Raw genomic sequence first — 13,334 nt, forward strand, 5'->3', positions numbered from 1 at the left:
GCTTGGATACCGGCATGAACCCTGCTGACGAGATCCTCGACATCGTCGACGAGCACGACCGGGTCGTCGCCCGGGCCCCGCGCGGCGAGGCGTACGCCAGGGGCCTGCGGCACCGGTGCGTCTTCATCCAGGCACGGGACGCGGCCGGACGCCTCTTCGTCCACCGCCGCACCCCCATCAAGCTGGTGTTCCCCTCCCTGTACGACATGTTCGTCGGCGGAGTCGTGGGAGCGGGCGAGACCTACGACGAGGCGGCGCTGCGGGAGGCGGAGGAGGAGCTGGGGGTGACCGGTCTGCCCCGGCCGGAGTTCCTCTTCAAGTTCCTGTACGACGACGGTGCCGGGAAGAGCTGGTGGTCGGCGGTGTACGAGGTGCGCTGCGAGCTTGCCGTGCGGCCCCAGGTGGAGGAGGTCCAGTGGTACGACTTCCTGCCCGAGGACGAGGTGGAGCGCCGGCTCGGGACGTGGGAGTGGGTGCCCGACGGGCTCGCGGCGTACGAGCGGCTGAGGGCGTTCCGCTCCGCCCGCTGATGCCCCGGTAGGGTCCTGCGCGTGATCGAATTCGTGCGGAACGCCCGGCTCTGGTTCGCTCCGGAGCAGGTACGGGAAGAGGGCAGCACCCCCGACTACCGGTTCTCGCTGGCCAACGAGCGCACGTTTCTGGCCTGGCTGCGGACCGCGCTCGCGCTGATCGGCGGGGGGTTCGCGGTGGACCAGTTCCTGCCGGACCTGCGCTGGGCCTGGCGGGTCGGCCTTGCGCTCGCGCTGCTCGCCGCCGGTGTGCTGTGCTCGCTGCGCGCGGTGAACCACTGGGTGCGCTGCGAGCGGGCGATGCGGCGGGGCGAGGACCTGCCGGTCTCCCGGTTCCCGGCGGTGCTGAGCCTGGTGGTCGCGGTGGTGGCCGTCGCGATGGTCGTGGTGGTGCTGGTCGGGTGGGCGGGGTGAGCACGGGCGCCCGGGATCCGGGGCTGCAGCCGGAGCGGACCCGGCTGGCCTGGCGGCGTACGACGCTCTCGAGCACCGTGGCGGCCGTACTCGCCGTGAAGACCGCACTGCACGGCGGCGCCTCGGCCGCCGGGCTCTTGGTGGGCGCGCTGTGCTGTGCGCTCTGGCTGGGCTTCCTCTGGGTGGCCCACGACCGCATCAGCGCCCTGGAGAAGGGTCCCCGTCCGGCCACGCTGGCACCCCGCCACGCGACGGCGGCGGTGCTGTGCACGGTGGCGATGGCACTGTGCGCCGCCGCACTCGTGGTCTAGCGCGCGGTCTAGCGCACGGTCCGGCGCGCGGTCCGGCGCACGGCGCGATGACGGCCGGCTCGCGAACAGGCTCGCGATCCCGCTCGCGCGCCCGCTCGCGGTCAGGCTCGCGCGCCGGCTCATGGTCCGGGATGCGTCGGCCGCCGCCGTCGTCGTTGATGCTCTCGCCCCCTCCGCGGTACTCAGACGCCACGCGACCGGAATGCCCAGATATACACCTTCCGCGTGGCAGCCTTTCCGGCGTCATGCCCCCGTACCACCGAAGGTGAGCACCATGACCACCCTCCACCAGGAACACTCCGCGCACGGCACCCACCGCCACGGCCCGGACTGCGGGCACACGGCCGTGCTCCACGGCGACCACCTCGACTACGTGCACGACGGTCATCTGCACCGCGAGCACGGCGACCACTGGGACGAGTGCGAGCCGGCCGGCCACACCCCGCACGAGGACCACGAGCACGTGCACCACGAGGAGTGCGGGCACGCGCGCGTACAGCACGGCGACCACGTCGACTACCTCCACGACGGACACCGGCACGCCGAGCACGAGGGCCACTGGGACGACCACTGACCCTGCCGGCGAGCAGTCAGGCGCCGACGGCTCCCCGGAACGAGCACACCGGGGAGCCGTCGGCCTATCGTGGCTCCGGTCACGTTTCTCGCCACCTTCGGCGGATTCACTGGACGGCATACCGACCGGTCGGCATCATGTGTCGGGATCCTGTTCATCCGTTCGTAGGAGTGATGCATGAGCGCCGACCACCCACCCGGACTCGATCTCGACCGGCTGCGCGGCCTGCTCGAACGTGAGCGGCCCGGTCTGGTGGCCGGCCCGCTGAGCGGCCGGCTGATCGAGGGCGGACGGTCGAACCTCACCTACGCCCTGACGGACGGCGTCTCGAAGTGGGTCGTGCGGCGTCCGCCGCTCGGCCATGTGCTGGCCACCGCACACGACATGAAGCGCGAGCACCGGGTGATCAGCGCACTGCACCCGACCGAGGTGCCGGTCCCCCGCCCGGTGCTGCTGTGCGAGGACCAGGAGGTGCTCGGGGCGCCGTTCTACGTCATGGAGTTCGTCGAGGGCACCCCTTACCGCACGGCCGGCCAGCTCGCCGCGCTCGGCCCGGAGCGCACCCGGAACGCCGTGCTGTCCCTCGTGGACACGCTGGTCGGGCTGCACGCGGTGAACCCCGCCGAGGTGGGCCTCGCGGACTTCGGCCGGCCGGAGGGTTTCCTGGACCGGCAGCTGCGCCGCTGGGGCAAGCAGCTGGACGCCTCCCGCAACCGCGAGCTGGCCGGCATCGACGAGCTGCACGCGGCCCTCGGACGCGCCCTGCCCACCTCGCCCGCCCCGGCCGTCGTCCACGGCGACTACCGCCTCGACAACGTCCTGATCGAGCCGAGCGAGGGCGCTGACAGGATCAACGCGATCCTCGACTGGGAGATGTCGACCCTCGGCGACCCGCTGACCGACCTGGGTCTGCTGGTGATGTACTCCCAGCCGCTCGGGATGGCCGGGTCCCCCGTGTCGACGACCGCCGAGGCCCCGGGACACCCGTCCCCGCAGGAGCTGATCGAGCGGTACGCCGCGCGCTCGGGCCGCGATGTCTCCGCCGTCTCCTGGTACACGGCGTTCGCCTGGTTCAAGCTCGCCGTGATCCTGGAGGGCATCCACTACCGGTACACGCTGGGCCAGACCGTCGGGCGCGGCTTCGACCGGATCGGCGAGCTCGTGCCCGTCTTCATCGACCACGGACTGACCACTCTTCAGGAAGGCTGACCGGACATGGACTTCGCGTTCGACGCGCGTACGGAGGAGCTGCGCGGCAGGCTGCTCGCCTTCATGGACGAGCACGTGTACCCGGCGGAGGCGGTGGCGGAGGAGCAGCGGGCCGCGCTGGCCTCCCCCTGGGACACCCCGGCCGTGGTCGAGGAGCTGAAGGCCGAGGCGCGCAGGCAGGGCCTGTGGAACCTCTTCCTGCCGGACGCCGAGTACGGCGCCGGGCTGACGAACCTCCAGTACGCCCCGCTCGCCGAGATCACCGGCCGCTCCCCGCAGCTCGCGCCGACGGCGCTCAACTGCGCGGCGCCGGACACCGGCAACATGGAGGTGCTCGCCCAGTTCGGCGACGAGCGGCAGAAGAAGCAGTGGCTGGAGCCGCTGCTGGCCGGTGAGATCCGCTCGGCGTTCGCCATGACCGAGCCGGAGGTCGCGTCCTCCGACGCCAGCAACATCACCACGCACATCGAGCGTGACGGCGACGAGTACGTCGTCACCGGCCGCAAGTGGTACATCTCCGGGGCGATGAACCCGGACTGCAAGATCTTCATCGTGATGGGCAAGACGGACCCGGACAGCGCGGACATCCGCCGTCAGCAGTCCATGGTGCTGGTCCCGCGGGACACCCCGGGCGTCACGGTCGAGCGGGCCATGCAGGTGTTCGGCTACGAGGACCACTCGCACGGCGGCCACGCCGAGGTGATCTTCGACCACGCGCGCGTGCCGGTGTCCCACCTGATCGGCGAGGAGGGCGGCGGCTTCGCCATCGCCCAGGCCCGGCTCGGCCCCGGCCGCATCCACCACTGCATGCGGCTGATCGGCATGGCGGAGCGGGCGATCGAGCTGATGTGCCGGCGGGCGGTGTCCCGTACCGCGTTCGGCAAGGCGCTGGCCCAGCAGGGCGTGGTCCACAACTGGATCGCGGACGCCCGGGTGACGGTCGAGCAGCTGCGGCTGCTGGTGCTGAAGACGGCCTGGCTGATGGACACCGTCGGCAACAGGGGCGCGCACACGGAGATCCAGTCCATCAAGATCGCCACGCCCCGCGCGGTGGTCGACATCATCGACCGTGCGATCCAGCTGCACGGCGCGGGCGGCGTGAGCCAGGACTTCCCGCTGGCCGAGCTGTACGCGGGGGCGCGCACCCTGATGATCGCCGACGGCCCGGACGAGGTGCACCAGCGGTCGCTGGCGCGGCGGGAGTTGAAGAAGTACCTCTGAACCACCCCTGCGGGCGCGAAGCATCTCCGGGGACGCGACGTATCTCGGGGATGCGAAGACCTCGGGGAACGCGGAGTGCCCCTGGGGACGCGCAGTACCTCTGGGCAAGCGCGCGTGAGGGGCGGTCGCCTTTGGGCGGCCGCCCCTCACGGGTGCGTCGGCGAGGCTACGGGCGCAGCGCCCGCAGCAGCAGGTCGGCCAGGTGGTCGGCGACCTGCTGGGGGGTGAGGGGGCCGTCGGGGCGGTACCAGGTCGACAGGTGGTGGACCGAGCCGAAGTGGTAGTCCACGACCAGGTCGGCCGGGGTCGCCGTGGAGAAGACGCCCTCGCGCTGGCCCTCCTCGATGAGCGCGCGGAAGCGTTCGTGGTAGCGCCGGCGCTCGGCGCGCACCTGCTTGTTCTTCTCCGGGCTCAGATGGTGCATCGAGCGGAAGAAGATCATCGCGTCGTCGAGGTTCTCGATCGTCGTGACGACGACGTCCGCCGCCGCGTCCCTCACCCGCTTCTCGACCGGCTCCTGCGCGTCCGCGAACGCGTCCAGCCGCTCCTGCTGGACGCGCAGCACGCGCGCGTACACCTCGTGCAGAAGGTCGTCCTTGGAGCCGAAGTAGTGGTACAGCGCCCCCTTGGTGACGCCGGCCGCCTCCACGATCTCCTGGACCGAGGTGCGGTCGTACCCCTGCTCGGCAAAGAGGCGGGTGGCGGCGTTCAGCAGCCGCTGCGGAACGGGCGTCCCGTCCCCGTCCGTCGTCCTGGGCACTTCCGCCACCTGCCTTTCCGTCGTCCTACTGGCTGTCGTTGCTGCTGTCACGCGCGTGGGAACGCAGTTCCCGACGGAGGATCTTTCCACTAGCCGTCTTGGGCAGGTCGGGCAGGATCTCCACCTGACGCGGGTATTTGTAGGCGGCCAGTCTCTCCTTGCAGTACATCGCGAGTTCACCCGGGTCCGCCTCCGCGCCCGGACGGAGGCTGATGTAGGCCCGCACGGTCTCCCCGCGGTAGCCGTCGGGGACGCCGACGACGGCCGCCTCGCGCACCGCCGGATGGGTGTAGAGGACGTCCTCGACCTCGCGCGGCCACACCTTGAACCCGGACGCGTTGATCATGTCCTTCTTGCGGTCCACGACGTACAGCCAGCCCTGTGCGTCCATGAAGCCGATGTCACCGGTGCGCAGCTCCCCGTCCGGGAAGGTCTCGGCGGTGGCCTCGGGGCGCCGCCGGTAGCCGGGGACCACCTGGGGCCCGCGTACGACGATCTCGCCCTGCTCGCCGAAGGGGACCTCCCGGCCCTCTTCGTCCACGATGCGCACGAGCGTGTCCGCGCCGGGCACGCCGACCGCCAGCGTTCCGGAGACCGGGTCGACCGGTGCCTCCAGGCCGGGCGGGACGGCGGCGCACGGGCCGGTGCACTCGGTGAGGCCGTAGCCGACGCGGATGTACGGCCCGAAGCGCTCGCGGAACCTCTCCACCAGGGCGGGCGGCACGGGGGCGCCGCCCGAGGAGATGTTCACGAAGGAGGTGAAGTGCTCGCGGGTGACCTCGGGGTGGGCGGCGAGGGCCAGGTAGGCGGTGGAGGGCCCGACCGTGTAGTGCGGCCGGTGCTCGGCGAACGCCTCCAGGACGACACCCGGCTCGAAGCGGTAGCCGAGCACCAGGGTGCCCGCACTGTTCAGACAGGCGCCGAACTGGCAGACCATCCCGGTGATGTGGAACAGCGGGGCGAGCGCGTAGTAGATCGGCGCCTCGGGCAGCCTGAGCCCGGTCCGCTGGCGCTCGGCGTTGTGCATGATGTTGCCGTGCGTGTTGGTGGCGCCCTTCGGGGTGCCGCTGGTGCCCGAGGTGTAGCTGACCAGGGCGATGTCGTCGGGGAGCGGGTCGCGGCCCTCGGGCGCCTTGCCGCCCTGCCGGGCGACGGTGACCAGGTCGTCGGCGTCGGGGGCCTGGGGCAGCCGCTCGAAGGTGAACACGCGCGCGTCGTCGCGCGTCTGGAAGTCCCGCTCGCACCCGGTGAGCACGATCCGCACCGGCGAGCCGGCTGCCGTGTCCCGCAGGTACGCCTCCCAGGCGCGGTCCGAGCAGATCAGCGCGGCGACCTCGCCGTCCCGCAGGACGTGGCCGACCTCGGCCGACTTGTACATGGGGTTGACGGGCACGACGGTCGCGCCCGCCTTCCAGGCACCGAGGACGGCCAGCACGAAGTGCGGCGAGTTCTGCAGCAGGACGGCGACCCGGTCGCCGCGCTCCAGACCGCGCCCGGTGAGGTGGGCGGCGACCGAGTCGGTCAGCTCGTCGACCTCGCGGTAGCTCAGCCGAGCGTCGAAGTAGGCGAGGAAGGTGCGGTCGGGGGCCTCGGCGACCGAGCGGCGCAGGGCGTGCACGAGGGAGTCCGCGGGGTGCACCGGCCCGCGCTGGGCCTCGTCGAGCAGGGCCAGCCAGGGCCGGGCCGCGTAGTGGGAGGCGCTCACCGGGCGGCCTCCCACTTCTGCTGGAGGTGGCTCATACCGGCCAGCCAGCGGTCGGGGGTGGCGGCCCGCGCCTGGTAGTACTCGGCGACCTCGGGGTGCGGCAGGATCAGGAAGCGGTCCTCCTCGATGCCCCGGAACAGGGCATCGGCGACCGCCTCCGGCTCGATCGCGGTCGGCTGCAGCACCAGGTCCCCCACGCTGCCGGTGGCGGCCAGCATGTCGGTGCGGACGCCCTGCGGGCAGATGGCGTGGACCTTGACGCCCCGGTGGCGGTAGGTGAGGGACAGCCACTCGGCAAAGGCCAGCGCGCCGTGCTTGGTGACGCTGTAGGAGGGGGCGCCGATCATGGTGAGCAGTCCCGCGGCCGAGACCGTGGAGACGAACCTGCCGCCCCCGTGCTCCAGCCAGTCCGGCAGGAGCGCGTGGGCCGCGCGGACGTGCGCCATCACATTGACGTCCCAGGACAGCGCCCAGGACCGCTCGTCGAGGGGCTCGCCGGCCGCCGCGCCCTCGAAGGCGACGCCGGCGTTGGCGCAGTAGACGTCCACGGTGCCGCCGAGCGCGTCACGGGCGTCGCCGACGATCGCGGAGGCGTCACCCGGTACGGCGATCCCGCCGATCTCCTCCGCCACCGCCTTGGCCTTGTCGGCGTCCAGGTCGTTCACCACCACCCGGGCGCCCTCGGCCGCGAACCTGCGGGCCAGCGCGGCCCCGATCCCACCGCCCGCTCCCGTGACGACCACTCCCGCATCCTGCACGGCTTCCACCATCGGTCTCCTTCGACACGACGCGACTCGGCTCAGCGAGAGCCAGACTAACCAGTCGGTATGTGTAAAGGAAAGGGTGACTGCGCCAACCTGAAAGGCGCGGGGCCGTGCCGATGAGCGGCTCCGCCGCGCGTGCTCGACCAGCCGCACGAAGCCTGCACCTTCCCCACGCACGGAGGTCACCCCATGCACCTCTCCAGACGGAACCTGCTCGTATCGGCCACCATGGCGGCTGCTCCCTCGGCTCCCGCCGAGCCAGGACCCCGCGAGCGCCTGCAGACCGGTTTCGAGCGACTCGCAGGCGCCGGGTACGCCCAGCTCGGCGGCGAGCGCGTCGGCATCGTCACCAACCCCACCGGCATCACCCGGGACACCCGCCACATCGTCGACGTCATGCACGAAGACCCGCGCGTCGAACTGACCGCCGTCTTCGGCCCCGAACACGGCTTCCGCGGCACCGCCCAGGCAGGCGGCTCGGAGGGCCGCTACGACGACCCGGCGACCGGCCTGCCGGTCTACGACACCTATCTGAAGAGCGGCAAGCCGCTGGCGGACGTCTTCACCACCGCCGGCGTCGACACGGTCGTCTTCGACATCCAGGACGCCGGCGCCCGCTTCTACACGTACATCTGGACCCTCTACGACTGCATGGAGGCGGCCCAGCTCGCGGGGAAACGATTCGTCGTCCTCGACCGTCCGAACCCCGTCACCGGCCGCTCGGCCCAGGGACCCGTCCTGCACAAGGAGTTCGCCACCTTCGTCGGCCGGCAGCCGATCGCGCAGGCACACGGCATGACGGTGGCCGAACTGGCCCGGCTGTTCAACGGGGAGTTCCTCGGCACGCCCGTCCCGCTGGAGACCGTCCTGATGACGGGCTGGAAGCGCGACCGCTTCTTCGACGACTCCGGCCTGCCCTGGGTGCCGCCGAGCCCGAACATGCCGACCCCGGACACCGCGCTGGTGTACTCGGGCACCTGCATGTTCGAGGGCACCAACCTCTCCGAGGGGCGCGGCACGACCCGGCCCTTCGAGCTCCTCGGCGCCGACGGCATCGACGGGCGGTGGGCCGTGGCGGCCAACGGACTCGGACTGCCGGGCGTGCGGTTCCGGGAGGCGTACTTCGCGCCCACCTTCTCCAAGTTCGAGGGCAGGACCGTGGGGGGCGTGCAGATCCATGTGCACGACCGGGGCGCCTACGACCCCGTGCGCACCGGGATCGCGCTGCTGGTGACCGCCAGGAAGGTCTGGGACGGCTTCGCCTGGCGCACGGACAACTGGATCGACAAGCTCACCGGATCCGCCCGGGTGCGGACGATGATCGACGCGGGTGCGGGGACCGACGAGGTGGTGGGCGCCTGGCAGGAGGAACTGGCGGCGTTCCGGAGCGTCCGGAGGAAATATCTGCTCTACAAGTGACCCGCGGTGTATGGCCAACTCCGGTCCCCCGCAGGACGATGCGCCCATATCGCATCGTTTCGGGGGGACGAGGGAGCCTGGCATGGCGGATCCTGGGATGAGCGTGACTCCCTACTGGGAGCTGACCTTCGACGCGGACGGGGACGTGGACGGCCCCGAACGCGACCGGCTGCTGGCGCAGGTCACGGACCGCGGTGTCCGTGACCTGATCGTCTTCGCACACGGCTGGAACAACGACCGCTCGGGCGCGACCGCGCTGTACCGGCGCTTCTTCGCCCCGGTCCCGAAGCTCGCTCCGAAGGCCCGGATCGGGTACGTGGGCGTGATCTGGCCGTCGATGCGCTTCTGCGACGAGCCGATCCCGGACTTCCCGCACAGCGCGGCGGCCGCGGAGGCGGTACCGGGCCCGGCACTGGACGAAGGCACCCGGCGCGCGCTGCTGGCGGCCTTCCCGGACCAGGCAGCCGCGATCGGCCGGCTGGCCCGGCTGCTGGACGAACGGCCGGACGGCGAGGAGGGGCTGGCGGAGTTCGGGCGGCTGGCCCTGCAGATGGCCGGAGTCCCGCACCCCGCCGCGGCGGACACCTCGCAGCCGGGCGAACCCTCCGTGTTCGGCGGGGACACCGCGGCCGTCTGCGCGGAGTTCGCCGCGGCCCTGGCCGGGCTCGGCCCGTCCGGGGCACCCGCGCAGTTCGCCCTGCCGAACCCCTGGGAAGGCGCCAAGGAGCTGCTGCGGCAGGCGACGTACTACACGATGAAACGGCGGGCCGGGACGGTCGGGGAGCACGGACTGGGGCCCGTCGTCGGGCAGTTGGCCCACCGGGCGTCCGGTGTGCGGGTGCACCTGGTGGGGCACAGCTTCGGCGGGCGGCTGGTGTCGTTCGCGCTGCGCGGTCTGCCCGAGGGGGTGCGCGCGGTGAAGTCGCTGACGCTGCTCCAAGGCGCCTTCTCGCACTATGCGTTCGCGGCCAGGCTCCCCCGGGACCGGGACACCGCGGGTTCGCTCAAGGACCTCCAGCACCGGATCGACGGCCCGTTGGTGTGCTGCTACTCCCACTTCGACGCGGCGCTCGGCACCTTCTACCCGCTCGCCTCGCGTGTCGCGGGGGACGACAACTCGCTGCTGGGCGTCGACATCGCGGCCGTACTGGGCCCCGAGTGGGGAGCCATGGGCCATGACGGGGTGCAGGCGGTGGCGGGCACCGCCGCGCTGGACCTCGCCGCGGCACTGGACGGGGCACTGCCCGCCTCGGGCTGTGTGAACGTCGACGCGGCCGCGGTCGTCCGGCGCGGCGGCCCGCCGACCGGGGCGCACAGCGACATCGTGCACCCCGAACTGGCGCGGGTGGTGCTGGCGGCGGGCCGAATCGCCTGACCCGCCGCCGGCTGAGGCCGAGGCTCTGCAGTGCCTCTGCAGAGCCTCAGCGGTGCCTCCAGGGGTGTCTCCAGGGGTGCCTCGGCACTGCTTCGGCACTGCTTCAGCGGTGCCAACAGCGCCGGCGGTGCCTCTGCAGAGCCTCGGGGACGCCTCAGCGGTGCGAGGTGTACTCCACGACCTGCTGGAAGGTCGGCCGGTTCTGCCAGCTGATCTTGCCGTGCTTGATGCCGCCCAGGGTGCGCTGGTTGATCGAGTCGGCACACCACTGGTCGCCGGCCGAGCACAGGTCGTCGCCCGGGTAGACCTGGGCGGCGGTCAGGCCCGAGGCCTGCTTCAGGGTGCTGATCAGGGCGTCCCGGCAGGCGCTGAGGCTGCCGCCGCCGCAGTACTTCTGCGTGAGACCGCCCTGCACGGACTCGCCGAGCACCGCCCGGATGTCCTTGTCGACATAGCTCCACCAGCCGTACTGGAAGGAGCTGCCGGCGTGCGAGCCGGTCGGGCCGTGTCCGGCGGACGGGGCCTCGTCCACGGGCAGGTTGTTCGTGAACGCGGTGTACAGGTCACTGCCCAGGCCGGGTTCGAACTCGGCCTTCACCAGCAGCGGCCACCAGGCGTCCAGGATGCGGATCGCGTCGGCGTCGGCATAGGTCTTCGAACCGGCCGAGGTCTCCGTGCGCCTGGCGCCCGCCGACACCCACGCCTGCAGCTTGCTCACCGCCGCGGCGGCCGTGGGGTCGGTCACCGGGGAGGAGCCGATCACCTTCAGCAGCTTCGGCAGCACGTCCTCGGCGCGCAGGTCGGCGAGGGCCGCGTCCGCCATGGCCTGCACCAGCTTCGTGCGGGTCACCCCGCCGGCCCCGACCAGCTTCTTCACCCGGTCGTCGAGGAGGTTGCCGCGGTGCACGGACCCGTCGCCCCAGGACGCGGTCGTGTAGTCCTTGGCCTGCTTGTTGTTCCAGGAGATGTAGTAGTCCTGGTCGACCGAGTTGGGGTGGGCGGAGGCCGGGGTGTAGTCGGCCGTGTTGGTGGCCGGGTTCCAGTTCCGCCACTCGTACGCGGGCTGCGCCCACACCGGGAACTCGGCGTCGACGCCGGCGGCCCGGACCGGGTTGTCACCGCTGTTGTAGTACGCGGTGTGCTGGGAGTCGGCGTAGAACCAGTTGAAGGTGTAGTTGATGTGCTGGGCCGCGCTCTGGAAGTCCTTCGGGCCCTTGACGTAGTCGGGGTCGTTCAGCATCTGGAAGCCGATGATCGAGTCGGCCTCGTGCAGATAGGAGGAGCGCAGGGTGGCGTAGGCGACCTTCTTGCCGCCGACGGTCGCGCGGTACTCCACCGGCCCGTACTTCGTGCGCCAGACGCGCATCGTGTACGACCCCGCCGCCGTGCCGTCGGCCAGGGTCGGTTTCCAGGCGTTCTTCTGCTCGACCTCGTCCATCGCGGTGCAGGTGCCGTGGTACAGGTAGTGGTAGTCGTCCTGGCACAGCTCGACGGCGTAGGTGTCGATGATGTCCTGGCCGGAGGTGGTCGCGCTCCAGGAGTAGTCCTGGCCGCGGCCGAGCTCGACGTACATGCCCAGGCCGGCGAAGGAGGCGCCGCGGGCGCTGATGCCGGGGCCCTGGATCTCCTGGAGCATGAGCAGCTGCGGGGCGAAGTAGCCGGTCTGCGGTCCGAAGACGGCGACGGGGTGCCCGCTGGCGGTGTACTTCCCGCTGACCACGAGCGCGTTGGACATGCCCCGCCGGGCGGAGCCCAGGGTGGACTTGGCCGCCGTGGCGGAGGCGCTCTTGGCGCTCACGGAGGCGGCGCTGCCGGTGCGGTCGTAGACGAGCGGCTCCTGGGTCACCGAGCCCGCGTCGGGCATGGCCGCGCCCTTGGGGTCGTCGGGCTTGGCGGCATACGGGAAGCTCTCGCCGTTGTGCACCGTGAGGGCGGCCTCGGCGTCGTTGCGCTCGCGGAAGGACTCCCAGACCTTGGTGCCCTGCTCCACGCCGTACTTGGACTGGGCGGCGATCAGGGAGAGGGCGTTGCTGACCTCGCCGCCCCCGCCGGAGCCGAACAGCGAGCCGATGACGGAGGCCAGCGCCACGAGGTCGGTGACCTTGAAGTGGTCGATGGTGCCGGCGTTGGTGATCGCGTCCTTGTGGCCGGTCAGGTCGTACTCGCCGGGGAAGTAGCGGCCGCTGTCGGAGGCGTCTATGTAGGAGTTGATGCCGTCGAGGTAGGCGTTGACGTCGGCGAGGGCCTGCTGGCCGCGGGCGCCGTTGTTCGCCACGGCGCTGTCGATCTGCGCCTGCAGGTCGGCCTCGGTGTACGGCGCGTTGCGGTAGAACTGCTGCTCCAGGCCCTGGTTGGCGGCCGCGCCGCCGGCGAAGCCGGTCAGCTGGCCGCGGCCCACGTGCCTGAAGACGTCCATCAGCCACAGCCGGTCCTCGGCGGCCGCGTACCCTGCGCCGAACTCGGTGCCGTACCGGGTGGTGCCCGTGATGTGCGGCACACCGGTCTTCTTGTCCCGGACGATGTTCACGTCACTGCGGCCGGCCGGCTTCTCGGTGGAGGCCACCTGGTCGGAGGGGACCCCGAACGACGCGTCGTTGAAAAAGGTGTTGATCTTCGCGTCGGTGAGGCCGGAGTAGCCGGTGGCCAGGTTGGCATAGGGGCCGAGCTGGTCCTCGGCGTGTGCGGGCTGGGTGCCGAAGGCCTGGTTCAGCAGGATCTGGGCAAGTGTCGCGTTGCCGTTCTCACCGGGCGGCAGGATGTCCGAACACTGGCCGCCACAGTAGTCGTTCGAGGCCGTGGCGTTCTGCGCCGCCACCGCCTGGGTGAGCGGGGAGAGCAGGCCGGCGATCAGGACACAGACAGATGCGGCTTTCAGGAACCCGGTGCGCTTGCGGGGAGTTCTCAGTTTGTCGAACAACACGTTGCGTGGGGTGCGCCGTGGCATGGCAGCTCCTCCCGACGGGGGTGGGCCGGACGTTACCGCCGGTATCCCCGGGATTGAAGATGAACATGCGTCAACTTTCGGAGTCATTGGAGTCGATGCCCGGCGGTC

The 13,334-nt window shown here is 71.4% G+C and carries 12 protein-coding genes; 8 read left to right on the plus strand and 4 right to left on the minus strand.

Translation table 11 applies throughout. The features are described from left to right. Nucleotides 1–14 precede the first annotated feature (14 nt). The 6 genes from ACZ7P3_RS31070 (at nt 15) to ACZ7P3_RS31095 (ending at nt 4,259) form a co-directional block, all read left to right on the plus strand. Nucleotides 15–530: an NUDIX domain-containing protein gene (locus ACZ7P3_RS31070; RefSeq protein ID WP_472086694.1), complete on the plus strand. Its 516-nt coding sequence runs from the start codon at nt 15–17 to the stop codon at nt 528–530. A 21-nt stretch (nt 531–551) separates the two neighbouring features. Beyond that, a complete protein-coding gene (locus tag ACZ7P3_RS31075) occupies nt 552–944 on the plus strand; it encodes a YidH family protein (protein ID WP_472086695.1) in 393 nt (130 codons plus the stop codon). Further along, a complete protein-coding gene (locus ACZ7P3_RS31080) occupies nt 941–1,255 on the plus strand; it encodes a DUF202 domain-containing protein (RefSeq protein WP_472086696.1) in 315 nt (104 codons plus the stop codon). The genes ACZ7P3_RS31075 and ACZ7P3_RS31080 overlap by 4 nt, the downstream gene beginning before the upstream one ends. Before the next feature lie 274 nt (nt 1,256–1,529). Next, nucleotides 1,530–1,829 (plus strand): hypothetical protein, encoded by a 300-nt coding sequence (locus ACZ7P3_RS31085; RefSeq protein WP_472086697.1) that lies wholly within the window; start codon nt 1,530–1,532, stop codon nt 1,827–1,829. Between the two features lie 177 nt (nt 1,830–2,006). Then, a complete protein-coding gene (locus ACZ7P3_RS31090) occupies nt 2,007–3,038 on the plus strand; it encodes a phosphotransferase family protein (RefSeq protein WP_472086699.1) in 1,032 nt (343 codons plus the stop codon). Nucleotides 3,039–3,044: 6 nt separating this feature from the next. Continuing rightward, nucleotides 3,045–4,259 (plus strand): acyl-CoA dehydrogenase family protein, encoded by a 1,215-nt coding sequence (locus tag ACZ7P3_RS31095; RefSeq protein WP_472086701.1) that lies wholly within the window; start codon nt 3,045–3,047, stop codon nt 4,257–4,259. Nucleotides 4,260–4,425: 166 nt separating this feature from the next. Here the strand turns inward: ACZ7P3_RS31095 and ACZ7P3_RS31100 are convergent, their stop codons facing one another. Genes ACZ7P3_RS31100 through ACZ7P3_RS31110 form a run of 3 tightly spaced genes read right to left on the minus strand, consistent with a single transcriptional unit; the run spans nt 4,426 to nt 7,494 of the window. Further along, complete coding sequence (locus ACZ7P3_RS31100) at nt 4,426–5,019, minus strand: TetR/AcrR family transcriptional regulator (protein ID WP_472086702.1); 594 nt, start codon at nt 5,017–5,019, stop codon at nt 4,426–4,428. A 25-nt stretch (nt 5,020–5,044) separates the two neighbouring features. Then, on the minus strand, nt 5,045–6,724 hold the full coding sequence (locus ACZ7P3_RS31105; protein WP_472086704.1) for a class I adenylate-forming enzyme family protein: 1,680 nt from the start codon (nt 6,722–6,724) through the stop codon (nt 5,045–5,047). Then, on the minus strand, nt 6,721–7,494 hold the full coding sequence (locus tag ACZ7P3_RS31110) for an SDR family oxidoreductase (RefSeq protein ID WP_472086705.1): 774 nt from the start codon (nt 7,492–7,494) through the stop codon (nt 6,721–6,723). Before ACZ7P3_RS31110 ends, ACZ7P3_RS31105 begins: the two co-directional genes overlap by 4 nt. 183 nt (nt 7,495–7,677) lie before the next feature. Between ACZ7P3_RS31110 and ACZ7P3_RS31115 the strand changes: the two genes are divergently transcribed. Together ACZ7P3_RS31115 and ACZ7P3_RS31120 are read left to right on the plus strand one after the other, a co-directional pair. Continuing rightward, complete coding sequence (locus tag ACZ7P3_RS31115; RefSeq protein WP_472086706.1) at nt 7,678–8,907, plus strand: exo-beta-N-acetylmuramidase NamZ family protein; 1,230 nt, start codon at nt 7,678–7,680, stop codon at nt 8,905–8,907. Between the two features lie 82 nt (nt 8,908–8,989). Continuing rightward, the gene (locus ACZ7P3_RS31120; protein WP_472086707.1) at nt 8,990–10,282 is read left to right on the plus strand and encodes a serine-threonine protein kinase; all 1,293 of its coding nucleotides are present in this window, start codon (nt 8,990–8,992) and stop codon (nt 10,280–10,282) included. A gap of 154 nt (nt 10,283–10,436) precedes the next feature. Here the strand turns inward: ACZ7P3_RS31120 and ACZ7P3_RS31125 are convergent, their stop codons facing one another. Beyond that, a complete protein-coding gene (locus ACZ7P3_RS31125; protein ID WP_472086709.1) occupies nt 10,437–13,226 on the minus strand; it encodes a penicillin acylase family protein in 2,790 nt (929 codons plus the stop codon). Between the last annotated feature and the right edge of the window lie 108 nt (nt 13,227–13,334).

The organism is Streptomyces sp. NPDC107581, assembly GCF_055657175.1.

Coding starts and splice junctions, on each gene's coding strand:
- ACZ7P3_RS31070 (WP_472086694.1), top strand. CDS start 15: ATGAACCCTGCTGACGAGATCCTCGACATCGTCGACGAGCACGACCGG.
- ACZ7P3_RS31095 (WP_472086701.1), top strand. CDS start 3,045: ATGGACTTCGCGTTCGACGCGCGTACGGAGGAGCTGCGCGGCAGGCTG.
- ACZ7P3_RS31110 (WP_472086705.1), bottom strand. CDS start 7,494: ATGGTGGAAGCCGTGCAGGATGCGGGAGTGGTCGTCACGGGAGCGGGC.
- ACZ7P3_RS31125 (WP_472086709.1), bottom strand. CDS start 13,226: ATGCCACGGCGCACCCCACGCAACGTGTTGTTCGACAAACTGAGAACT.
- ACZ7P3_RS31120 (WP_472086707.1), top strand. CDS start 8,990: ATGGCGGATCCTGGGATGAGCGTGACTCCCTACTGGGAGCTGACCTTC.
- ACZ7P3_RS31115 (WP_472086706.1), top strand. CDS start 7,678: ATGCACCTCTCCAGACGGAACCTGCTCGTATCGGCCACCATGGCGGCT.
- ACZ7P3_RS31090 (WP_472086699.1), top strand. CDS start 2,007: ATGAGCGCCGACCACCCACCCGGACTCGATCTCGACCGGCTGCGCGGC.
- ACZ7P3_RS31085 (WP_472086697.1), top strand. CDS start 1,530: ATGACCACCCTCCACCAGGAACACTCCGCGCACGGCACCCACCGCCAC.